The organism is Comamonas nitrativorans (assembly GCF_042654765.1).
GTDB lineage: Bacteria > Pseudomonadota > Gammaproteobacteria > Burkholderiales > Burkholderiaceae_C > Comamonas > Comamonas nitrativorans.
The window spans coordinates 234,714-257,034 of the sequence record NZ_JBHSEW010000002.1 but is presented as its reverse complement, the minus strand read 5'-3'; the positions used below and the strand labels follow the sequence as shown (position 1 = coordinate 257,034).

The following is a 22,321-nucleotide window of genomic DNA, read 5'->3' as shown; positions in this document are numbered from 1 at the left end:
CGGCGCTGCTACAGCGCCGGAAGCCTTCACGTCAATGCGCCAGCCGATTTACACGCCGATGGCGCTGCTCGACCCAACCTGCTTGCGCAGCTCAAACTTCTGGATCTTGCCGGTGCTGGTCTTGGGCAGTTCGCCAAACACGATGTGGCGCGGCACCTTGAAGCCGGCCAGATGCTGTTTGCAGTGGGCAACGATGTCCGCTTCCGTCACATTCGCCCCGGCCTTGATTTCCAGGAAGGCGCACGGCGTTTCGCCCCATTTTTCATCGGGTTTGGCGACCACGGCGGCGGACAGCACGGCGGGGTGGCGGTACAGCACGTCCTCGACCTCGATGGACGAGATGTTCTCGCCGCCGGAGATGATGATGTCCTTGCTGCGATCCTTGATCTTGATGTAGCCGTCCGGGTACTGCACGGCCAGATCGCCGGAATGGAACCACCCGCCCCGGAAGGCTTCGTCGGTGGCCGCCGGGTTTTTCAGATAGCCCTTCATGGTGATGTTGCCGCGGAACATGATCTCGCCCATGGTCTCGCCGTCCATGGGCACGGGCTGCATGGTTTCAGGATTCATCACGCGCACGTCGCGCTGCAGGTGGTAGCGCACGCCTTGGCGGGCGTTCAGGCGGGCGCGTTCGCCGATGTCCACATCGTTCCAGGCATCGTGTTTGGCGCAGACCGAGGCGGGGCCGTAGACCTCGGTCAGTCCGTAGACGTGGGTCAGGTCGAAGCCCATTTCCTCCATGCCTTCGATCATCGACGCGGGGGGGGCGGCACCGGCCACCATGGCTTTCACGCCGGCGGGGATGCCCTCTTTCAGTTCCGCCGGGGCGTTGATGAGCAGCGACTGCACGATGGGCGCCCCGCAGTAGTGGGTGACGCCATGGTCACGGATGGCATCGAAGATGGCCTTGGCCTCGACCCGGCGCAGGCAGACGTTCACGCCCGCACGGGCCGCCACCGTCCAGGGGAAGCACCAGCCGTTGCAGTGAAACATGGGCAGCGTCCACAGGTAGACGCTGTGCTTGGGCATGTCCCACTCCAGCACATTGCTGATGGCGTTGATGGCCGCGCCCCGGTGGTGGTAGACCACGCCCTTGGGGTTGCCGGTGGTGCCGCTGGTGTAGTTCAGGGCGATGGCGTCCCATTCGTCCTCGGGCAGCACCCAGGCAAATTCCGGGTCGCCCTGGGCCACGAAGTCTTCGTAGCCGACGCTGCCCACCTGCACGGCAGCATCGCCGTACAGCGCATCCTCGACCTGGATGACCAGCAGCGGCTCGGTGCGCTCGCGCAATTGCAGCGCCTTGGCAATCAGCGGGGCAAATTCGGGGTCGACGATCAGCGCCTTGGCTTCGCCGTGGTCGAGCATGAAGGCCACGGCCTCGGGGTCGAGGCGGGTATTGAGGGCATTGAGCACGGCCCCGGCCATCGGAATGCCGAAATGCGCCTCCACCATCGGCGGCGTATTCGGCAAAATCACGGCGACTGTATCATTTTTACCAATTCCGGCCTGCTGCAAGGCATGGGCCAGCTGGCGGCAGCGGGCATAGGTCTGCGCCCAGGTCTGGCGCAAGGCGCCATGCACGATGGCCAGACGCTCGGGGTAAACGCTGGCCGAGCGCTCCAGGAACCCCAAAGGGGTCAGTTCGGCAAAGTTGGCGCCGTTTCGCTCCAGTTGATCGTATTTGCTTGTCATCCTCAAAACCTCCACGTGGATCATTCATGAAAACGCGCCCCGTCGGGGCGCTACCGAATTTCTGCCGAATTGCAACGATTCCTTAGCGTTTTAATCAGCAATAACCATTTTTATCATATGGTTTCAACTAAACTTAATTCTAGGGTAAACGATAGGTTGTTTTACAGGAAGCGTAAAACATCGCTCAACCCTGTGATTCAACACAAGATCACTGTTTTTTTCACCACTTTTTTAATAGGGAGTTCGATCATGAAAAACACCTTCCGCCCCCTCGTGCTGGCCGCTGCGCTGGCCGCAGGCATCAGCGCTCCCGGTTGGGCCATGCAGCCCGACAACGAACCGATTTCGCCCATCCCGGCAGCCAAAGTCACCAACCCGGCGATGGTCGAGCTGGGCAAGAAGCTGTGGTTTGATCCGCGCCTGTCCAAATCGGGCTTCATCTCCTGCAACTCCTGCCACAACCTCTCGATGGGCGGCAGCGACAACCTGAAGACCTCCATCGGCCACAACTGGGCCGAAGGCCCGATCAACTCGCCCACCGTGCTCAATTCCAGCATGAACGTGGCCCAGTTCTGGGATGGCCGCGCCAAAGATCTGAAGGAGCAGGCGGGCGGCCCCATCGCCAACCCGATGGAAATGGCCTTCACCCACGAGCTGGCCGTGGACATGCTCAACTCCATCCCCGGCTACCAGGCCGAATTCAAGCGGGTGTTCAAGAAAGACAAGATCAGCATCAGCGAAGTGACCGATGCCATCGCCGCGTTTGAAGAAACCCTGGTCACGCCCAATTCCCGCTTCGACAAGTGGCTCAAGGGCGACCAGAAGGCCCTGACCAAAAATGAGCTGGAAGGCTACAAGCTGTTCCGCGACAGCGGCTGCGTGGCCTGTCACAACGGCGTGGCGGTAGGCGGCAACTCCTTCCAGCGCATGGGCCTGGTGGAGCCCTACAAGACCGACAACCCCGCCGAAGGCCGGGCGGCCGTGACCGGCTCGGATGCCGACCGCTTCAACTTCAAGGTGCCCACGCTGCGCAACGTGGAATTGACCTACCCCTACTTCCACGACGGCGCTGCCGACACTCTGGAAGAGGCCGTCAACACCATGGGCCGCATCCAGCTGGGCAAGGTGTTCACTCCGGCTGAAAACGCCAAGATCGTCGCCTTCCTGAAAACCCTGACCGGCGACCAGCCCAAGCTGGAAATGCCCATCCTGCCGCCTTCGAGCGACAAGACCCCCCGGCCCGAGCCCTTCGCCAAGAAGTAAGCCCGCCACGTCCTGAGGACGCAAAAAACCGCTGCGGCAGCACTTGCGCCGTAGCGGTTTTTTTTATGGGCAATAGGTTGAACTACCAATTAAATAGCTTATTCCGCACGTAAACAGTGGATTTCACAATAAAACAAGTCTGAAATCCATATATATCGAGCGGAAGAAGCTATTTTTCTTAATCCTTCAGTGCTGCCAGCGGATGGCTGTGCGCCGGCCAGGGGCTGGTGAAGAATGCCTGCCAGTCGGCCTCGGCCACGTCCTCGATGCGCGGCGGGTTCCAGCGCGGGGACTGGTCCTTGTCGATGGCCAGGGCGCGGATGCCTTCCACGGTTTCGCTCTGGCCCAGGCGCTGGAAGAAGCAGTTGCGCACCAGATCGCGCTCCATGCGCAGGTCTTCGGCCATGCTCATGCCTCGGGCGCGGCGGATTTGTTCCAGCACGACGTGCAGCAGCAGCGGCGAGCGTTTGCGCAGGGCCGCCGCCGTCTGCTGTGCCCATTCGGCAGAATCGCTGGCGCTGGCCGCCTCGGCCTCCAGCGTGTCGATGATGGCCTGCACCGTGGGCAGGGCAAACACGCGGTCGATGGCGGCGGTGTCGCGCACGGCCTGCGGCCCCTGGGGCTGGGTGCGGCTTTGGACAAAGGCTTGCGCGGCGGCGCCGTCGGCAAAGCCTTGCGTGCCCAGGGCGTCCCACAGCGCGGCCTGTTCGGCGGCGGGCAGGTAGGCATCGGCCAAGCCGAAGGCAATGGCCTCGCTGGCGGCCAGGCTCTCGCCGGCCAGCCCCAGCCATTCGCCCACATGCCCCGGGCAGCGCGAGAGGAAGTAGCCGCCGCCCACGTCGGGGAACAGGCCGATCAGCGCCTCGGGCATGGCCAGCTTGGATTTTTCCGTGACGATGCGCAGGCTGGCCCCCTGGCTGATGCCCATGCCGCCGCCCATGACCACGCCGTCCATGAAGGCGATGTAGGGCTTGGGGTAGGTGAAGATGAGGTGGTTGAGGGTGTATTCCTCGGTGAAGAAATCCTCTACCTGCGGGTTGCCGTCCTGTACGGCCTGGTGCAGGAAGCGGATGTCGCCGCCCGCGCAGAAGTGGCCGAAAACGCCCTCCTTGTGGCTGCCGCGCACGGCCACGGCCAGCACGTCGGCATCGTCGCGCCATGCCAGCAGCTGGGCCAGCAGGCCGCGCACCATGCCCAGGGACAGGGCGTTCAGCGCCTTGGGGCGGTTCAGAGTGATAAATCCAACGTGGCCGCGCACTTCGCACAGCAGTTCGGGGGTCTGCGTCATGGTGTTTCGTCTCCTTGATCGGCGCAAAGCCAGCACCATACTGCAAGCGGCTGGCCGCCCCGGCGCAAAAACTGTCTGCGCAGCGGCAAATAGCGACAAAAATCCCGGAACCTGCTCACGGCCATTCATGCCCATTCACGCTGTTTCAGCACTGCGCAGGGTCTGAATCAGCAGGCGGTACAAGCTGTCCACCGCCTTGGCCCCGCGCGATGCACGGCTGCGGTAGGCCGCCACTTCCATCGGCTCCAGCGGCCCCAGGCCGTGGGCGCTGCCCAGAATGTGCAGATGCGCCGGGGCGCTGCACCGCGTGAGCGCCGCCACGGCCAGGCCGCTTTCCACGGCGGCAATCTGCCCGGCCAGGCTGGAGCTGTTGTAGACCACGCGGTAGCGCCGCCCCTGCAAGCCCAGCGATTGCACGGCGCTGGCGCGGGCCAGGCTGGTGGTTTCGTACACGGCAATGGGTAAAGGGTCGCGCCGCCAGACCTCGAACTGCGGGGAGCCGACCCAGACCATCGGCTCGGAAAACAGCCAGGTGCCACGCCGCGCGTGGTCGCGGGAGATCAGCGCCAGATCCAGATCGCCGCACTCCACGCGGGGAATCAGCGAGGTCGATTGCTCGCAGTCCAGCTCGATCTCGACCGTGCCGTGCCGGGGCGCAAAGCGCTTGAGCGCGGGGGTGAGGTAGGCGGCGGCATAGTCATCGGGCACGCCCAGGCGCACCCGGCCCGTCAGCTCTTCGCCGCGAAAGGCGGCCTGGGTTTCGGCGTGCAGGTCGAGAATGCGCCGCGCATAACCCAGCAGCAACTGCCCATCGGGCGTGAGCTGGTGCTGGCGCGGGCCGCGCAGCAGCACCTGCCGCCCCAGGGCGGCCTCCAGCTTCTTGAGCTGCATGCTCACCGCCGACTGGGAACGGTGCATCTGCGGCGCGGCGCTGGACAGTGAACCGGCATCCACCACGGTGACGAAGCATTTGAGCCAGTCCACTTGCAGGTCGGGGAAGGTCATGGCGTTCCTGTGGTGTTTATCTATTCGTTTTTCAGATGGCTATGCGCTGAATTATCCGCTTTTCATACAGAACAAAGCGGGCCATGCTCCTGCCCCAGTCCGTTCCTGTCCGTATTTTCTGAAAGCGCCCTCCCCGTGCCGCCCCTGTCCGCCCCCACCCCAACGATGACGCTGAACCGCCACGAGGTCTGGCATGGCTTTCGGCACCTGCTGCCGATTTCGCTGTTCGTCGCCGTCTTTGGCCTGGCCTTCGGGCTGGCCGCCGTACAAACCGGGCTGGGCGGCAGCGCCATCGTGCTGATGAGTACCCTGGTCTTTGCCGGGGCAGCCCAGTTCGCCACGCTGGATTTGTGGGGCACGCAGGTGCCGGTGATTGCGCTGGCAATCACGGTCTTTGCCATCAACGCCCGCCATCTGCTGATGGGCGCCACCCTTTACCCCTGGCTGCGCCATCTGCCGCCCGCGCAGCGCTACGCCGTCATGCTGGTGGCCTCGGACGCCAACTGGGCCTTGTCCATCCAGGCGCTGGGCCGCAACGAAACGGGCCGTGGCCTGGGCCTGCTGCTGGGCGGCGGGCTGGCGCTGTGGCTGTTCTGGATTCTGGGCACCTGGCTGGGCCTGTTCATGGGCAGCGCCATTGCCGACCCGGTGCGCTGGGGGCTGGACATGGTGATGGGCTGCTTTTTGCTGACCATGGTGATCGGCGGCCCGAAAAACCCGCGCATGTTGGCCATCTGGGCCGTGGCCGCCGGGGCATCGCTGCTGGCCTGGGGCTACCTGCCGGAAAACAGCCACGTCGTGGCCGGAGCCATCGCCGGCGGCCTGCTCGGTGCGTTCTGGCAGGAAGAGGCCGCCGCATGAACATCGCCACGACCGACCTGGGCACCCTGCTCATCATCCTCGTCATGGCCGTTGTCACCCTGGCGACGCGCTGGGGCGGGGTGTTCATCATGGCCTTCGTTCCCATCAGTCGCCGCGTGCAGCAGTTCATCCGCGCCATGTCCGGCTCGGTGCTGATCGCCCTGCTCGCCCCCCTGGCCGCCCAGGGCGACCACGGCGCACGGCTGGCCCTGCTGGTCACCGCCTGCACCATGCTGCTGCTGAAAAAACCCCTGCCCGCGATTACCGCCGGGATTCTGGCGGCAGCGCTGTTCCGGCACTGGGCAGCGCTGGCGGGCTAGGAACCGGTTCGCGGTCTTTTCATACAGCTCGGCTGGCCGCAAAAAACCGCAACAACCAAAAAAATAGCTGCCAGCGCTTGACTAGCAAGCGCTGGCAGCCAATTTGGCCGGGTCAATTTATCCCGCGACGAAGGGCTTAAAGCTTCCCCGCCACCCAGGCCTGCACGCTGGCCAGCGCCTGGGGCAGCGCGGCGGGCTGGGTGCCGCCGGCCATCGCCATGTCGGGCTTGCCGCCGCCTTTGCCGCCGACTTGTTGGGCGACAAAGTTCACCAGTTCCCCGGCCTTGACCTTGCCCACGGTGTCTTGCGTGACGCCTGCGGCCAGCTGGACTTTGTCGCCATCGACGGCGGCCAGGACGATGGCGGCGGTCTTGAGCTTGTCCTTGAGCTTGTCCAGGGTGTCGCGCAGGGTTTTGGCGTCGGCCCCTTCCAGTTGCGCGGCGAGGATGTTCACGCCCTGCACTTGCACGGCCTGCCCCAGCAGTTCATCGCCCTGGCTGGAGGCAAGCTTGCCCTTGAGCTGGGCGACTTCCTTCTCCAGCGCCTTGATCTGCTCCAGCGTGCCGGTGATGCGGCCGGTCAGTTCTGCCGTGGGTGCCTTCAGGGTAGCGGCGGCCGCATCGACGGTGGCTTCCAGCCCTTGCAGGTAGGCCAGCGCGTTCAGGCCGGTAACGGCTTCGACGCGGCGGATGCCGGCGGCCACGCCGCTTTCCGCCACGATCTTGAACAGGCCGATGTCGCCGGTGCGCTGCACGTGGGTGCCGCCGCACAGTTCGCGGCTGGTGCCGATGTCCAGCACGCGCACGGTTTCGCCGTATTTCTCGCCGAACAGCATCATGGCGCCGGTGGCCTTGGCGGCTTCGATGTCCATGACGCGGGCATCGGTGGCGGTGTTGGCCAGAACCTCGGCGTTCACCAGGGCTTCGATCTGCGTGATCTGCGCCGCCGTGACCGGGGCGTTGTGCGTGAAGTCGAAGCGCGTGCGCTCGGCGTTCACCAGGCTGCCTTTTTGCTGGACGTGTTCGCCCAGCACGGTGTGCAGCGCCTTGTGCATGATGTGGGTGACGGAGTGGTTGCGCATGGTGGCAGCCCGCAGGTCGGCATCGACCTGGGCCTGCACGGCATCGCCCACCTTCAGGCTGCCTGCGGCCAGCACGCCGTGGTGGCCGAAGACGTCGGACTTGATCTTCTGCGTGTCCTGCACGGCAAAACGGCTGCCATCCGCGCCGATGGCGCTGATGACGCCCTGGTCGCCTACCTGACCGCCGCTTTCTGCATAAAAAGGAGTGCTTTCCAGCACGACTACGCCGCTTTCACCGGCATTCAATACTGAAACCGGCGTCCCTTGCGCGTAAAGAGCTACGATTTTTGTAGATTCGGCCAGATGTTCGTAGCCGGTGAACCGGTTGGCTGCGCCCTGGTAGTCCAGCAGCTTGTCCATCTTGAACTTGCCTGCGGCGCGGGCAGTGTCCTTCTGGTGCTGCATGGCGGCGTTGAAACCCGCTTCATCGACGCTGACGCCGCGCTCGCGGCACACGTCGTTGGTCAAATCCAGCGGGAAGCCGTAGGTGTCGTGCAGCTTGAAGGCGACTTCGCCGGGCAGCTGCTTCTGGCCATCGGCCAGGGCGTTGTCCAGAATTTCCATGCCGTGGGCCAGCGTCTCGAAGAAGCGTTCTTCTTCCACGCGCAGCACATCGGTGATGCGCTCCTGCTGCGCGGCCAGCTTGGGATAGGCCGCGCCCATCTGCTGCACCAAATCCTTGACCAGCTTGTGGAAAAACGGCGTTTTCTGGCCCAGCTTGTAGCCGTGGCGAATCGCGCGGCGCACGATGCGGCGCTGCACGTAGCCCCGGCCTTCGTTGCTGGGAATGACGCCATCGACGATCAAAAAGCTGGTGGCGCGGATGTGGTCGGCAATCACCTTCAGCGACGGGTTGGCCAGGTCGGTGCAGCCGGTTTCGCGGGCGGCGGCCTTGATCAGGGCGTCGAACAGGTCGATCTCGTAGTTGCTGTGGACGTGTTGCAGGATGGCGGCCAGCCGCTCCAGCCCCATGCCGGTATCCACGCAGGGCGCGGGCAGCGGGGTGACGCTGCCGTCCTCGTGCATCTCGAACTGCATGAACACGTTGTTCCAGATTTCGATGAAGCGATCGCCGTCTTCATCGGGGCTGCCGGGAGGGCCGCCGGGAATGTGGTCGCCGTGGTCGTAGAAGATTTCGCTGCACGGGCCGCAGGGGCCGGTGTCGGCCATCATCCAGAAGTTGTCGCTCTTGTAGCGCCCGCCCTTGTTATCGCCGATGCGGATGACGCGCTCGGGCGGCAGGCCGATTTCCTTCGTCCAGATGTCGTATGCCTCGTCGTCCTCGGCGTAGACGGTGGCCAGCAGACGTTCCTTGGGCAGCTGGTAGACCTCGGTCAGCAGCTCCCAGGCCCACTTCAGGCTTTCACGCTTGAAGTAGTCGCCAAAGCTCCAGTTGCCCAGCATCTCGAAAAAGGTGTGGTGGCGGGCGGTGTAGCCGACGTTTTCCAGGTCGTTGTGCTTGCCGCCCGCCCGCAGGCAGGCCTGCACCGAGGTGGCACGGCTGTACGAGCGCTTGTCGGTGCCCAGGAAGACGTCCTTGAACTGCACCATGCCGCTGTTGGTGAACATCAGCGTGGGGTCGTTGCCGGGCACCAGGGGGCTGGATTCGACGATGGTGTGGCCCTTGGAGGCGAAGAAGTCGAGGAAGGTCTTCCGAATATCGGCAACGGTAAAAACAGGTTGGCTCATGGCGGGAAGGGGAAAGGATGGATCGGGAAATAAACGCCAAAGCGCCGCAAGCGGCGCTCTGTGCGTGGATCAGCATTTTAGAGCTGCCACTTTTTCAGCAGCTTTTCCGGCGTGAGGGTGTCGTAGCCCTCGAACGGCTGGTGAATCCAGGGGTTGGTGGGCAGGTCTTCCACCGAATAATCGGCGCGGAAGCTGGAGATGCCCTTCGTCCAGATCACGGCGGTGCGCAGTTCGGTGATCGGCGGGTAGCTTTCCTGCAGGCGCTTGACCACGGCGGTCAGCGTCACGCCCGAGTCGGCCAGATCGTCGACCAGCAGCACACGGCCCGCGATTTCGCCCTTGGGCGTGGCGATGAAGCGGCCGATATCGAGATGCCCGCGCTGGGTGCCCGCCTCGGCCCGGTACGAGCTGGTGGACATGATGGCCAGGGGTTTGTCGAAAATCCGGCTCAGGATGTCGCCCGGGCGCAGGCCGCCCCGGGCCAGGCACAGGATGGTGTCGAACTCCCAACCGGATTTATGGATTTGCAGGGCCAGTTTTTCGATCAGGCCGTGGTAGTCGTCGTAACTAACGTACAGGTGCTTGCCGTCTTCAGTCAGCATGGGGATCATCCTCTGGGCCTTAGTCGGCGCTGTAGGGGTTGTGGAGCAGGATGGTGTGGTCGCGGTCGGGGCTGGTGGACACCACGGCAATCGGCACGCCGGTCACTTCCTGGATGCGGTCGAGGTAGCGGCGGGCATTGACCGGCAGCTTGGCGTAGTCGGTCACGCCGACGGTGGTTTCCGTCCAGCCCGGAATGGTTTCGTAGATCGGTTTGCAGCGCTCGATATCGTCCGCGCCCAGGGGCAGGATGTCGATTTTCTCGCCGTCCAGCTCGTAGCCCACGCACAGTTGCAATTCGGTCAGGCCGTCCAGCACGTCCAGCTTGGTGATGCACAGGCCGGACAGGCCGTTGATCTGCGCCGAGCGCTTGAGCAGCGCGGCATCGAACCAGCCGCAGCGGCGGGCGCGGCCCGTGGTGACGCCTTTTTCCGCGCCCACGGTACTCATGTGGTAGCCGGGGGTGCCTTCCTTTTCCCAATCCAGCTCGGTCGGGAAGGGGCCGCTGCCCACGCGGGTGCAATAGGCCTTGGTGATGCCCAGCACGTAGTGCAACATGCCCGGGCCGACGCCGGCGCCCGCTGCGGCATTGCCGGCCACGCAGTTGCTGGAGGTGACGTAGGGATAGGTGCCGTGATCGACGTCCAGCAGCGTGCCCTGGGCGCCTTCGAACAACAGGTTGCCGCCCGCCGCGTAGGTGTCGTGCAGTTCGCGCGAAACGTCGGCAATCATGGGCTTGAGCTGTTCGGCCTGCTGCATGGCCTCCTGGTAGACGGCATCGAACTGCACCTCGCCATGAACGACGTAGGGTTTGAGCGCATCCGGAAACTCGAACGTGCGGCTGCCCAGCACTTCGACCAGGACGTGGTTGTGCAGCGTGAGCAGGTCGCGCAGCTTGGCGGCAAAGCGCTCGGGGTGCTTCAAGTCCTGCACGCGCAGGGCGCGGCGGGCGATCTTGTCCTCGTAGGCCGGGCCGATGCCCTTGCCGGTGGTGCCGATCTTTTGCTGGCCGCCCTCTTCGCGGGCAGCTTCGCGGGCCACGTCCAGCGCCTGGTGGAAGGGCAGGATCAGCGGGCAGGCTTCGGAGACGCGCAGGCGCTCGCGCACGCTGACGCCGGCTTTCTCCAGCCCGGCAATTTCCTCGAACAGCTTGCCCACGGCCAGCACCACGCCGTTGCCGATGAAGCACTTCACCCCGGGGCGCATGATGCCGCTGGGAATCAGGTGCAAGGCGGTTTTCTGACCATTGATCACCAGGGTGTGACCGGCGTTGTGGCCTCCCTGGAAGCGCACCACGGCCTGGGCGCTTTCGGTCAGCCAATCGACCAACTTGCCTTTGCCTTCGTCGCCCCACTGGGTTCCGACCACGACCACATTACGAGCTTTGTTTGCGTTCATCACGTCCACATCCATAAGAGAAGGAAAACTTACACCAGCGCCTGCACCGTCCACTGGCCATCGACCAGGGCCAGCGTGCGGTCGCAACGAAATTCATCGACCCGGTCGTCCTGCCCCGGCAGGGTGCAGACCACGGTTTCGCCCGATTGGCGCAATTGGGCAATGGCAGCCTGGAGCTGAGCATCCTGCGCCCAGGGGGCGCGAATGGCGGCCTTCAAGGGCCGTACAGGCACCACGGCAACCAGCTGCTTGATGTCCAGGCTGAAACCGGCTGCCGGGCGGTTGCGGCCAAACACGGCCCCCACCTCGTCGTACCGACCGCCGCGTACCAGGGCATCGCTGGCCTGGGGCACGTACAGGGCAAAGCGCGTGCCGCTGTAATAGGAATAACCGCGCAGGTCGGCCAGATCGAAGGTGAAGTTCACCTCGGGGAATTGCGCGGCCAGAGATTTCAGATTTTCTAGCACCTGCCGCACGGCAGGCGTAGCTTTCAAGGCTGTTTCAGCCTCTTTCAGAACCTGGACGTCCCCATAAAGCTGCAAAATTGCGAGCAAGCCTTCACGGGTGGCGGCGGGGAAGCCTCGGGTAAGACTGGACAGCTCGGTCGCATCCTTGGCCGCCAATGCGGCATGGACGCGCTGCAGCACGGCCGGATCGACCATGACCCCGGCACACAGGTGGCGCACGATGCGCACGTCCGCCAGGTCCACGCTGAAGTCACGCACGCCCGCGCCGCGCACGCAGTCCAGCGCCAGGGCCAGCGCTTCGACGTCGGCTTCCATGCCCTCGTGCCCGTAGATTTCCGCCCCGAACTGCAACGGCTCGCGCGTGGCACGGGGACGATCGGGCTGGGTGTGCAGCACCGGGCCGCAATAGCACAGCCGGGCAATCCCCGGACGATTGAGCAGGTGGGCGTCGATGCGGGCGGTTTGCTGGGTGGTGTCGGCCCGCAGGCCCAAGGTGCGCCCCGAGAGCTGGTCGACCAGTTTGAAGGTCTGCAGGTTGAGCGCTTCCCCTGCGCCGGTAAGCAGGGAATCGAGATACTCGAGCAAAGGGGGCATGACCAATTCATACCCGTAACTGCGGGCCGTATCCAGAAGACCTCGGCGCAGTTCCTCGATGTGCCGCGCCTCGGAAGGCAGGACGTCGGCAATGTGATCCGGCAGGAGCCAGGCTGACATGGAAAAAGAGGGGAGCTGTTAAAAACGTGATTCTATCGGCTCACAGGCCGCGCCCCTGGAAAAGGACGCGGCCTGTGCTGTGGTATAGGCCAGGGCCTGTGCCCCGAAGTCAGTGCAGCGGTCGCATCAATTGGCCGCCGCCGCAGCGCCACCGCTGCGGTAGGACTTGAAGAACTCGGTGCTGGCCGGATCGACCACCAGCACATCGCCCTTGTTGGCAAAGCTGGCCTTGTAGGCCTCCAGGCTGCGGTAGAACTTGGCGAACTGCGCATCCTGCCCGAACGCTTCGGCATAAGTGCGTGCCGCCCCGGCATCGCCCTCCCCCTTGACCTTTTGCGCATCGCGGTAGGCGTTGGCGACAACGATCTCGCGCTGGCGGTCGGCATCGGCACGGATTTTCTCGCCCTCGGCCGCGCCGGTGGAACGCAGCTCGTTGGCCACGCGCTTGCGCTCGGCCTCCATGCGGCGGTAGACCGATTCGGTGATCGTCTCGGCGTAATCCACACGGGTGATACGCACGTCCACCACATCCATGCCCCAGGGCTTGCCCCGGCGCACGGCTTCCAGCACTTCCTTCTTCACGTCGGCCATCAGGGTTTCACGCCGGCTGGACAGCAGCTCGCGCACCGTGCGGCGGTTGATTTCTTCCTGGAAAGCGTTGCGCACCACGCGGTTGAGCTGCATGGCGCCCGAGGTTTCGTCCAGGCCGACGTTACGGATGTATTCGGACGGGTCGGTAATGCGCCAGCGCACGTACCAGTCGATGACCACGCGCTGTTTCTCGGCAGTCAGCATGGGTTCGGTGTCGGTACTCTCCAGCGTCAGCAGACGCTTGTCGATGTAGCGCACGTTCTGGAACGGCGGCGGCAGCTTCCAGTTCAGGCCCGGTTCGGTAATCACGCTCTTGATCTGGCCCAGGGCATACACGACGCCAAACTGGCGCTGATCGACCACGAACAGCATGGAGCTGGCCAGGGCCAGGGCGATCAATACGGTGGTGGCGAAAAAAGCTAGTCGATTCACTCTTGCTACTCCTTAGCGTTTAACGCGACTCGCGCTCGCGCGAACGGCTGACATCACGGGCACGCACATCCAGGGCCGGTTCCGCCCCGCTGGCGCTGGGCACCGCTGTGCGGGGAGCGGCATCCTGAACCGCACGCGGGGCGGCGCCCGCGCTTTGCATGATCTTGTCCAGCGGCAGATACAGCAGGTTGGAACCCTGGCGCGAATCGACCAGAACCTTGGTGACGTTGCTGTAGACCTCTTCCAGCGCCTCGGTGTAGAGGCGGTCACGCGTGACCTGCGGGGCCTTCTTGTATTCCGTCAGCAAATAGCTGAAGCGCTGCGCATCCCCTTCGGCCTGGGCCATGATGCGGGCCTTGTAGCCTTCGGCCTCCTGCGCCAGCCGCGCTGCCGTACCGGTGGCGCGGGGAATCACGTCGTTGGCATAGGCCTGGGCTTCGTTCTTGGCGCGTTCACGCTCCTGTCCGGCCTTGAGCACATCGTCGAATGCCGCCTGCACCTGCTCGGGCGGACGCACCCCGCCCTGCTGCAGGTTGATGCCGACGATTTCCACGCCGACCTTGTAGCGATCCAGGATGGTCTGCATCAGCTCGCGCACACGCGGGGCGATCTGGTCACGTTCCTCGGCCAGGGCCGAGTCCATCCGCATCTTGCCGACCACTTCGCGCACGGCCGATTCCGCCGCTTGCACCACGGCAATATCGGGGTTCTTGCTCTCGAACAGCCAGGCACGGGCGTCGCTCAGACGGTATTGCACGGCGAACTTGATCTCGACGATGTTCTCGTCCTCGGTCAGCATGGCCGATTCGCGCAGGCCGGTACTCTTGATGATCATGTCGCGGCCAATATCCACCGAGCGGATCTGCGTGACGAACACCAGCTCGTGGCTCTGGATGGGGTATGGCATGCGCCAGTTGATACCCGCGCCCACCGTCGAGTGGTAACGGCCAAACTGCGTGACGACGGCCTGCTGACCTTCCTGCACGATGAAAAAGCCCGTACCCAGCCAGATCAGCCCGGCCAGTCCGGCAATCAGTCCGATGCCGATGCCCGTGCCTTTCATGTCCGGCTCGGGGCTGTTGCCGCGCACGCCGCCACCGCCGCCCTTGTTGCCCAGCAGGCCCGTAAGCTTGCGGTTCAAATCGCGCCACAGTTCATCCAGATCGGGCGGCTGCCCGCCCCCGGAGCCTTGCGGGCCACGGCCACGCGGCGGCGGAGGAGGCGGAGGTGGGCGGTCGGCAGGGTCGGGATCGGAAGCACGGTCATCGTCTTTCCCCTCCCCCCGGCCCCAGCGGGGATCATTCAAATTGAACATGCCGCGCAAGCCTGGCAGAAGTGCGACCCAACGAGGGAGGCGATGGTGAAAATTCATGCGCAAAGTCTCAATCAAAGAAGGCGGTGCAGCCGCCGTTATCAAAGTAAGCTTTCGTCCCTATCGGATGCCGTATCGGACTGACGGATAGAGATAGGGTTGGCATCAAAAAATTCCAGCGAAGCAGAAGCCGCCTGCGCCTGCAATACCGTTTCAGCCAGCCACTGGCGCAAAACATCCAGGCCCTGGTTGGCCGCAGCGCTGACGAAGATACGCGGCAACATTTGGCCATCGACCTCGTATTCGTCCTGCATCCGCAGCGGGCGCTGCCCGGCGGGAATGGCATCGAGCTTGTTGAACACCAGCACCTGCGGAATATCGGCAGCGCCGATTTCCGCCAGCACCTGGCGCACCTGCTGGATTTGCTCGGGATAATTGGGATTGGCGCCATCCACGACGTGCAGCAGCAGGTCGGCATCCACCGCTTCCTGCAAAGTCGCCTGAAAAGCCTCGACCAGACCGTGCGGCAGATCCCGGATGAAACCCACCGTGTCGGACAAGGACACCGAAGTCTGTGCCTGCCCCAGGTACATCTGGCGCGTGGTGGTATCCAGCGTGGCAAACAACTGGTCGGCGGCATACGCCCGGGCTTTCACCAAGGCGTTGAACAGCGTGGATTTGCCCGCGTTGGTATAGCCCACCAGGGAAATGGTGAACACGCCCTGGCGCTGGCGCTGCCTGCGCTGGGTGCCTCGCTGCTTTTTTACCTTGAGCAGCTTTTCCTTGGTGCGCTTGATGGCCTCGCCGATCATGCGCTTGTCCAGCTCGATCTGCGTCTCGCCGGGACCGCCGCGCTGACCGATACCGCCTTGCTGGCGTTCCAGGTGGCTCCAGCGGCGCACCAGCCGGGTACTCAGGTACTGCAAGCGTGCCAGCTCGACCTGCAACTTGCCTTCGTGGCTGCGGGCCCGCTGGGCAAAAATTTCCAGAATGAGCAAGGTGCGGTCATTGACCGGGCGCTGCAGATAGCGCTCCAGGTTGCGCTGCTGCGCCGGGCCCAGGGCCTGGTCGAACAACACCTCCTCGGCACCGTGCATATCGGCCAGGAGTTTGAGTTCCTCGGCCTTGCCGCTGCCGACGAACAGGGCCGCATCGGGCGCCTTGCGCTTGCACACCAGACTGGCCACCGGAACCAGGCCGGCGGTTTGCGCCAGCAGGCCCAGTTCCTGCAGCTCGGCATCGAAATGGGGCAAACCGAAATCCACCCCGACGAGGATCACCGGAGTGGCAGAAGCTTGGGAGGATGTGGGTGCAGTCATGCGGCGCTGGCCTGCTGAAATTCAGGCGCCCGCGCACCGAAATGCTGCGGCCTCAAGCGGCAGCGCTGTCGCCAGTTTCAGTGATACTGAAATTGACCGGGCGACCGGGAACGATGGTCGAGATGGCGTGCTTGTAAACCATTTGCGTAACGGTGTTGCGCAGCAGCACGACGTATTGGTCGAACGATTCGATCTGTCCTTGCAGCTTGATGCCATTGACCAGATAAATGGAAACGGGCACATGCTCACGGCGCAGGGCATTCAGAAAAGGATCCTGCAAAAGTTGGCCTTTATTGCTCACGATATAACTCCGTGTTGAGATATGTTGTTGTAAACCGACACCTTAACACAGCCAAACAAAGCTTACGTGCTTGCGCAAGCGTGCTGCCCGGCTGTGCAGGGATTTTATTTCTTGTTTTTGTCTGCGTAAGGGTTGTCCGCGGTTTTCAGCTCGATGCGCAGCGGTGTGCCCACCAGATTGAATTCCTTGCGGAAACGCCCTTCCAGAAAACGTTTATAGGCATCCGTGACCAGATTCAGCGAATTGCCGTGAATCACGATAACCGGCGGGTTCATGCCGCCTTGGTGGGCGTAGCGCATTTTCGGGCGGTAGGCGCCGACTTTCTTGGGCGTCTGGAATTGCAGGGATTCCTGCAGCACGCGGGTCAGCACCGGCGTGGGCATCTTGCAGGTGGCCGCCTTGTGCGCCTGGGCAATGGAACTCCACAGCGGCCCCAGCCCCTGGCGCTTGGTGGCCGAGATGAAATGCAGATTGGCAAACTTCAGGAAACCCAGCCGGGTTTCGATGGAGCGCTGCACCAGCTCGCGCTGGTACTCGTCCAGCGCATCCCACTTGTTCACGGCCAGCACCACGGCACGGCCACTGTCGAGGATGTAGCCGGCAATGTGCGCGTCCTGGTCGGTCACACCCTCGGTGGCGTCGATCAGCAGCAGCACCACGTTGGCCGATTCGATCGCCTGCAAGGTCTTGACGACCGAGAACTTCTCGATGGCCTGGAACACCTTGCCCTTGCGGCGCAGGCCCGCCGTGTCGATCAGCTCGAACTTCTGCCCGTTGCGCTCGAACGGCACGCTGATGGCATCGCGCGTCGTGCCCGGCAAGTCGAAGGCGACCAGCCGTTCCTCGCCCAGCCAGGTGTTGATCAGTGTCGATTTGCCTGCATTGGGCCGCCCGGCCAAAGCCAGCTTGATGGGCCGCAGCTCGCCGTCTTCCAGCTCCGGCAGCTCTTCTTCCTCGGGCAGCTGCAAGGGGGCCAGGGCCAACTCCACCAGACCGCGCACGCCCTGGCCGTGGGCGGCCGAGACGGGGTACACCTCGCCCAGGCCGAGTTCATAGAACTCCGTGAGCTGGGCGCCGGCCTGCATGCCTTCGGCCTTGTTGGCCACCAGCAGGCAGGGCTTGCCCAGGCGGCGCAGGTAGTTGGCGATTTCATGATCCTGGGCCGAGAGACCATCGCGGGCATCGACGACGAACACCACCACATCCGCCTCGGTCACGGCCTGGCGGGTCTGCTTGGCCATTTCCCGGAAGATGCCCTGGGAGGCGTCCGGCTCGAAGCCACCGGTATCGATGACGATGTATTCCAGCTTGCCCTGGCGGCCCTGCCCGTAGTGGCGGTCGCGTGTCAGCCCGGCAAAGTCCGAGACGATCGCATCGCGCGACTTGGTCAGCCGATTGAACAGGGTGGATTTGCCCACGTTGGGCCGCCCTACCAGGGCAATCACAGGTTTCATGCAAACAATCTTAAAAACGCTTTAGTCCGGGCGGAAGCCGTACACCCCGCCGTTGCGGGTCACCACCACCAAGGTATCGGCCACCACCACCGGGGCAACAGCGATGCCGCTGCTGTCGGTGCTGAGGCGGTTCAGCGGGCTGCCATCGTCCTTGGACAACAGATGCACCAGCCCGGTGCTGTCGCCCACGACAACCGAGCGCCCCAGCGCCAGCGGTGCGGTCAATTGGCGCAGCTGCAGGCGCTCGGTACTCCATTGCTTGGCACCGTCGCGCCGGCTCCAGGCCTGCACCGTGCCATTGCTTTCGGCGCCGAAGACCTGTTCGCTGTTGCTGCCGATGCCGACCGAGCCTTTGGCCTGCGCCGTCCACATCAGGCGGGCCTGGCCGACATCCACACAGCCGACGCTGGCCTGGAAGGCGCGGGCGCACACCACGTCGTTGTTGCGGGCATAGGGGCCGACCAGATCGACCAGCCGCTCCACATCGTTGGTGCCGCGCGGGGTGGCCAGGGGCGCTTCCCACAATACGACACCGTTGTCCGGATTCAAGGCCACCAGACGGCCCGACAGCCCCGCCAGCAACGTATTGCCATGCGCTGCCAGCACGCCTTGCTGGCGCAGCACCAGCGGCTCGCCATCGCGCTGCAACGTCCACAACTGGGTGCCGTCCTGGGCATCGTAGGCAGTCAGATGGCGGTCGGCCGTCAGCACGAAAACCCGCCCGCCCGCCACCAGCGGGGCGGTGTACGAGGCAGCACTCAGCGGCTTGCTCCACAGAGTACCGCCCTGGCCCAGCACCACCAGATCATTGGCGACGGTAACGACAGCGGCATGACTGCCGTCACTGCCCACCCCGGTTTGCAGGGCCTTGCCGACCTGGCTGCGCCATTGCTCGCGGCCCGTTGCGCCATCCAGGCTGACCACGGTGCCATCGGCAGCGGCCAGCACCAGATTCTGGCCGACCACCTGCGGTGCGATGCTGGCGTTTTTCAGGGCGGGAATGCTGCTGTGCCACGCCTGGCGCACCGGCAGCACAGGCACGTTGGGGCCAAGATCGGCAGGCTTGGGCGCCTTGGAGCCGCAGGCGGCCAAGCCGGCCACAACGGCCAGCGCCAGGGCGCTGCGACGCGCCCACAGGGGAAGGGAAGATGGCTTCATCACGATGCGGACTCCGTCGTCGGTGCAGTAGTTGCCGTGGTTGCAATCCCCAGGGCATTGAGTTTGTAGGCGACCAGGGCGCGGTATTCCAGCCGCTCATCGAGCTGGTGCCAGGCTTGCTGGTAAGCGGCGATGGCTTCCTGGGTTTTGCCTTGCAGTTGCAGCACATCGCCCAGGCGGTCTTGCGCCAGGGCCTTGAATTCGGGGGCGAAATCGCCTTGCAGCAGAGCTGCGGCGGCATCCAGCTCCTGGGCCTGGATGTGCAGGGCGGCCAGACGCAGCTTGGCCGTGGAGCGGTAGCCCGCATCCTCGGCGTGGTCGGCGGCCCATTGCAAGGCGGCCTTGGCGGCATCGGTTTTGCCGGCATCCTGGGCTGCCTTGGCGACCTGCAAGGCGGCCTGGCTGGCCTGGACGGTGGCGCCGTATTCCTTCTTCAATTCTTCAAAGGCCAGGGCCACGCGGCCCTGGTCCTGGCTTTGCACGGCGACGGTCACCGCATCGGCCAGCGCCGCGGCCTGCGTGGCCTGGCGCTGCTGCCACAACTGCCAGCCGTTCCAGGCGGCAAAGCCCCCCAGGACGACGACCAGCACGGTGGTGATCGGGGTGCCCCATTGGTTCCAGAAATGCTTGAATTGGTCAAGCTGCTCTTGTTCTTCCAGGTCCAGATGCGTTGCCATAGTGCCCTAGTAATGCTTCAGCGGTAAAAAATCAGGAGTGTGATTGTAGGCTGGCCGCCCAGGTGGCCGCCTCGGCCAGCGGCTGGGTGGTTTGGGCGCCTTGTCCGTCGCGCAGCGCCTTGACGGTGACCTCGCCCCGCGCCAGCTCGTCGCTGCCGAAAATCAGCGCAAAGCGGGCACCGCTGCCATCGGCCTTCTTGAATTGCGATTTCATGCTGCCCATGCCCTGCTCGGTGGCGGCGTGCATCTGCACGCGCACGCCCGCTTCGCGCAAGGCCGTCAGCGTTTGCAGTACCTGGGGCATGGCGGCGGCATCGGGGACGATGGCATAGGCATCGGGCTGCGGCGTGGGGATGTCAGTGCCCAGTTCCTTGACCAGCTCCAGCACGCGCTCCACGCCCAGCGCCCAGCCCACCGCCGGGGCAGGCTTGCCGCCGACCTGTTCGATCAGGTAGTCGTAACGCCCGCCTGCGCAAATGGTGCCCTGGGCGCCCAGCAGGTCGGTGACGAACTCGAACACGGTGAGGTTGTAGTAATCCAGGCCGCGCACCAGACGGGGGTTGAGCGTCCAGGGCACGCCGTTGGCGTCCAGGATGGCCTGCACGCCGCGCAGGTGCGCCAGCGAGGCCTCGCCCAGATAGTCGATCAGCCTGGGGGCGTTGTTCACCATGTCCTGCATGGCGGGGTTTTTCGTGTCCAGCACACGCAGCGGGTTGGCGTACATGCGGCGTTGGGCTTCTTCGTCCAGCACGTCCTGGTGCTGCTCCAGGTAGGCAATCAACGCGGCGCGGTGCGCCTGGCGCTCCTCGGGCTGGCCCAGGCTGTTGATTTCCAGCCGCCACTGGGACAGGCCCAGGCGCTTCCACAGGGCCACGGCCAGCAGGATCAGCTCGGCATCCACGTCCGGCCCGGCAAAGCCCAGGGCCTCGGCACCGATCTGGTGGAACTGGCGGTAGCGGCCGCGCTGCGGGCGCTCGTGGCGGAACATGGGGCCGATGTACCACATGCGCTTGCCGCCGTCGTAGAGCAGATTGTTCTCGATCGTGGCCCGCACCAGGCTGGCCGTGCCTTCGGGGCGCAGGGTGAGGTGTTCGCCGTTGAGCTTGTCCTCGAACGAATACATCTCTTTTTCGACGATGTCGGTCACTTCGCCGATGCCGCGCACGAACAACTGGGTGTGTTCCACGATGGGTGTGCGCACGTTGCGGTAGGCGAAGCTGTCCATCAGGTCGCGCACCTGCGCTTCCAGCCACTGCCAGCGCTCGGACTGGCCGGGCAGGATGTCGTTCATGCCTTTGACGGCGCTGAGTTTTTCGGGTTTTGCCATGTTGTTCTGGATTATTAAAAAAAGGAGCTTTTACCGCTGGATATACAAGGATTTCAGGTAATTTTAGCTTTGAAACCGTTTATGCACCTGCGGAAACAGCTATTGCTTTATTCGCGTACCGCTGCTGGACGTAATCCAGCACGATGCGCTGGAACTCCCGGGCGATATGCTCGCCGCGCAGGGTCATGGCCTTTTCGCCGTCGATGTAGACCGGGGCGGTGGGCGCTTCGCCGGTGCCGGGCAGGCTGATGCCGATGTCGGCATGTTTGCTCTCGCCCGGGCCGTTGACGATGCAGCCCATGACGGCCACTTTCATGCTTTCCACGCCAGGGTATTGCGCACGCCAGACGGGCATTTGCGCCCGCAGGAAGTCGTCGATTTCCTTGGCCAGCTCCTGGAACACCGTGCTGGTGGTGCGCCCGCAACCGGGGCAGGCGGTGACGCTGGGCACGAAGGAACGCATCCCCAGCGCCTGCAGGATTTCCGCCGCCACCACCACTTCCTGCGTGCGGGCCTCGCCCGGCTGGGGCGTGAGCGAGACGCGGATGGTGTCGCCAATGCCCTCCTGCAGCAGGATGCCCAGGGCCACGCTGGAGGACACCGTGCCGCGCGTGCCCATGCCTGCTTCGGTCAGGCCCAGGTGCAGGGCGTAGTCGCAGCGCCGCGCCAGTTCACGGTACACGGCAATCAAATCCTGCACGCCGCTGACCTTGCACGACAGGATGATGTTGTTGCCGTTCAGCCCCAGCTCCTCGGCCCGCCGCGCCGAGGTGATGGCCGAGGTGATCAGCGCCTCGTACATCACCTGCCGCGCATCCCAGGGCTGGGGGCGCCGGCCGTTGGCATCCATCAGCTGCGCCAGCAGTTCCTGGTCCAGGCTGCCCCAGTTCACGCCGATGCGCACCGCCTTGTCGTGGCGGGCGGCGATCTCGATCATCTGGGCGAACTGCTTGTCCTTCTTGTCGCCCTTGCCCACGTTGCCGGGGTTGATGCGGTACTTGGACAGCGCCTGGGCGCAGTCCGGGAAATCGCTCAAAAGCCGGTGGCCGTTGTAGTGGAAATCGCCCACCAGCGGCACGTTGCAGCCCATGCGGTCGAGCTGCTCGCGGATGTAGGGGACGGCCTGGGCCGCTTCCGGGGTATTGACCGTAATGCGCACCAGTTCCGAACCGGCCTGGGCCAGATCACGCACCTGGATGGCGGTTTCCACCGCCTCCACGGTGTCGGTATTGGTCATGGACTGCAGGCGCACGGGGGCATCGCCGCCCACCGTCACCACGTTTTCCCCGCACACCACGCGGGCCTGGCGGCTGCGGCGCGGTAGGGGCGCGGCCAGCGCGATGGGGCTGGCGGCCCAGATCGAATCGGACAC

Annotated in this window: 19 protein-coding genes; 3 read left to right on the top strand and 16 right to left on the bottom strand. The window is 64.3% G+C overall.

Annotation, left to right across the window (positions count from 1 at the left end; translation table 11 throughout):
- Positions 1-48: 48 nt before the first annotated feature.
- Complete coding sequence (locus ACFO3A_RS03620) at positions 49-1,692, bottom strand: acyl-CoA synthetase (RefSeq protein ID WP_377724058.1); 1,644 nt, start codon at positions 1,690-1,692, stop codon at positions 49-51.
- 249 nt (positions 1,693-1,941) lie between these two features.
- On the opposite strand from ACFO3A_RS03620, the gene ACFO3A_RS03615 reads away from it, so the two are divergent.
- Complete coding sequence (locus tag ACFO3A_RS03615; RefSeq protein ID WP_377724056.1) at positions 1,942-2,955, top strand: cytochrome-c peroxidase; 1,014 nt, start codon at positions 1,942-1,944, stop codon at positions 2,953-2,955.
- 178 nt (positions 2,956-3,133) lie between these two features.
- Here ACFO3A_RS03615 and ACFO3A_RS03610 read toward each other — a convergent pair whose 3' ends face one another.
- Both ACFO3A_RS03610 and ACFO3A_RS03605 read right to left on the bottom strand, forming a co-directional pair.
- Positions 3,134-4,243 carry an enoyl-CoA hydratase/isomerase family protein gene (locus ACFO3A_RS03610; protein ID WP_377724055.1) on the bottom strand — a complete coding sequence of 370 codons (1,110 nt, stop codon included), beginning with the start codon at positions 4,241-4,243 and terminating at the stop codon, positions 3,134-3,136.
- 135 nt (positions 4,244-4,378) lie between these two features.
- Positions 4,379-5,248: a LysR family transcriptional regulator gene (locus ACFO3A_RS03605; protein WP_377724053.1), complete on the bottom strand. Its 870-nt coding sequence runs from the start codon at positions 5,246-5,248 to the stop codon at positions 4,379-4,381.
- Positions 5,249-5,383: 135 nt separating this feature from the next.
- Here ACFO3A_RS03605 and ACFO3A_RS03600 point away from each other — a divergent pair, with 135 nt between their 5' ends.
- Together ACFO3A_RS03600 and ACFO3A_RS03595 are read left to right on the top strand one after the other, a co-directional pair.
- Positions 5,384-6,109 carry an AzlC family ABC transporter permease gene (locus tag ACFO3A_RS03600; protein WP_377724051.1) on the top strand — a complete coding sequence of 242 codons (726 nt, stop codon included), beginning with the start codon at positions 5,384-5,386 and terminating at the stop codon, positions 6,107-6,109.
- The gene (locus ACFO3A_RS03595; protein ID WP_377724049.1) at positions 6,106-6,429 is read left to right on the top strand and encodes an AzlD family protein; all 324 of its coding nucleotides are present in this window, start codon (positions 6,106-6,108) and stop codon (positions 6,427-6,429) included. The genes ACFO3A_RS03600 and ACFO3A_RS03595 overlap by 4 nt, the downstream gene beginning before the upstream one ends.
- A gap of 136 nt (positions 6,430-6,565) precedes the next feature.
- Here the strand turns inward: ACFO3A_RS03595 and alaS are convergent, their stop codons facing one another.
- The 13 genes from alaS to ispG all read right to left on the bottom strand — a co-directional run bounded on the left by alaS (position 6,566) and on the right by ispG (position 22,321).
- The gene (gene alaS, locus ACFO3A_RS03590; RefSeq protein WP_377724048.1) at positions 6,566-9,199 is read right to left on the bottom strand and encodes an alanine--tRNA ligase; all 2,634 of its coding nucleotides are present in this window, start codon (positions 9,197-9,199) and stop codon (positions 6,566-6,568) included.
- A 77-nt stretch (positions 9,200-9,276) separates the two neighbouring features.
- Positions 9,277-9,801, bottom strand: coding sequence for a phosphoribosyltransferase (locus tag ACFO3A_RS03585; protein ID WP_377724046.1), 525 nt, complete (start codon positions 9,799-9,801; stop codon positions 9,277-9,279).
- A gap of 19 nt (positions 9,802-9,820) precedes the next feature.
- Positions 9,821-11,197, bottom strand: a complete 1,377-nt coding sequence (locus tag ACFO3A_RS03580; RefSeq protein ID WP_377724045.1) for an adenylosuccinate synthase — start codon at positions 11,195-11,197, stop codon at positions 9,821-9,823.
- 29 nt (positions 11,198-11,226) lie between these two features.
- Positions 11,227-12,378 (bottom strand): ATP phosphoribosyltransferase regulatory subunit, encoded by a 1,152-nt coding sequence (locus ACFO3A_RS03575; protein WP_377724044.1) that lies wholly within the window; start codon positions 12,376-12,378, stop codon positions 11,227-11,229.
- Between the two features lie 126 nt (positions 12,379-12,504).
- Positions 12,505-13,401 carry a protease modulator HflC gene (gene hflC, locus ACFO3A_RS03570; protein ID WP_377724043.1) on the bottom strand — a complete coding sequence of 299 codons (897 nt, stop codon included), beginning with the start codon at positions 13,399-13,401 and terminating at the stop codon, positions 12,505-12,507.
- 19 nt (positions 13,402-13,420) lie between these two features.
- Entirely contained in the window at positions 13,421-14,773 is a 1,353-nt protein-coding gene (gene hflK / locus ACFO3A_RS03565; RefSeq protein WP_377724041.1) for an FtsH protease activity modulator HflK, read from the bottom strand.
- A 41-nt stretch (positions 14,774-14,814) separates the two neighbouring features.
- Positions 14,815-16,032, bottom strand: coding sequence for a GTPase HflX (gene hflX / locus ACFO3A_RS03560; RefSeq protein ID WP_377724040.1), 1,218 nt, complete (start codon positions 16,030-16,032; stop codon positions 14,815-14,817).
- 52 nt (positions 16,033-16,084) lie between these two features.
- Positions 16,085-16,333 carry an RNA chaperone Hfq gene (gene hfq, locus ACFO3A_RS03555; RefSeq protein WP_377724039.1) on the bottom strand — a complete coding sequence of 83 codons (249 nt, stop codon included), beginning with the start codon at positions 16,331-16,333 and terminating at the stop codon, positions 16,085-16,087.
- A gap of 104 nt (positions 16,334-16,437) precedes the next feature.
- Positions 16,438-17,787, bottom strand: coding sequence for a ribosome biogenesis GTPase Der (gene der / locus ACFO3A_RS03550; protein WP_377724038.1), 1,350 nt, complete (start codon positions 17,785-17,787; stop codon positions 16,438-16,440).
- A gap of 21 nt (positions 17,788-17,808) precedes the next feature.
- On the bottom strand, positions 17,809-18,945 hold the full coding sequence (bamB, locus tag ACFO3A_RS03545) for an outer membrane protein assembly factor BamB (RefSeq protein ID WP_377724036.1): 1,137 nt from the start codon (positions 18,943-18,945) through the stop codon (positions 17,809-17,811).
- Complete coding sequence (locus tag ACFO3A_RS03540) at positions 18,945-19,622, bottom strand: YfgM family protein (RefSeq protein ID WP_377724034.1); 678 nt, start codon at positions 19,620-19,622, stop codon at positions 18,945-18,947. Before ACFO3A_RS03540 ends, bamB begins: the two co-directional genes overlap by 1 nt.
- Before the next feature lie 31 nt (positions 19,623-19,653).
- Entirely contained in the window at positions 19,654-20,949 is a 1,296-nt protein-coding gene (gene hisS, locus ACFO3A_RS03535) for a histidine--tRNA ligase (protein WP_377724031.1), read from the bottom strand.
- A 79-nt stretch (positions 20,950-21,028) separates the two neighbouring features.
- Positions 21,029-22,321, bottom strand: coding sequence for a flavodoxin-dependent (E)-4-hydroxy-3-methylbut-2-enyl-diphosphate synthase (ispG, locus tag ACFO3A_RS03530; protein WP_377724030.1), 1,293 nt, complete (start codon positions 22,319-22,321; stop codon positions 21,029-21,031).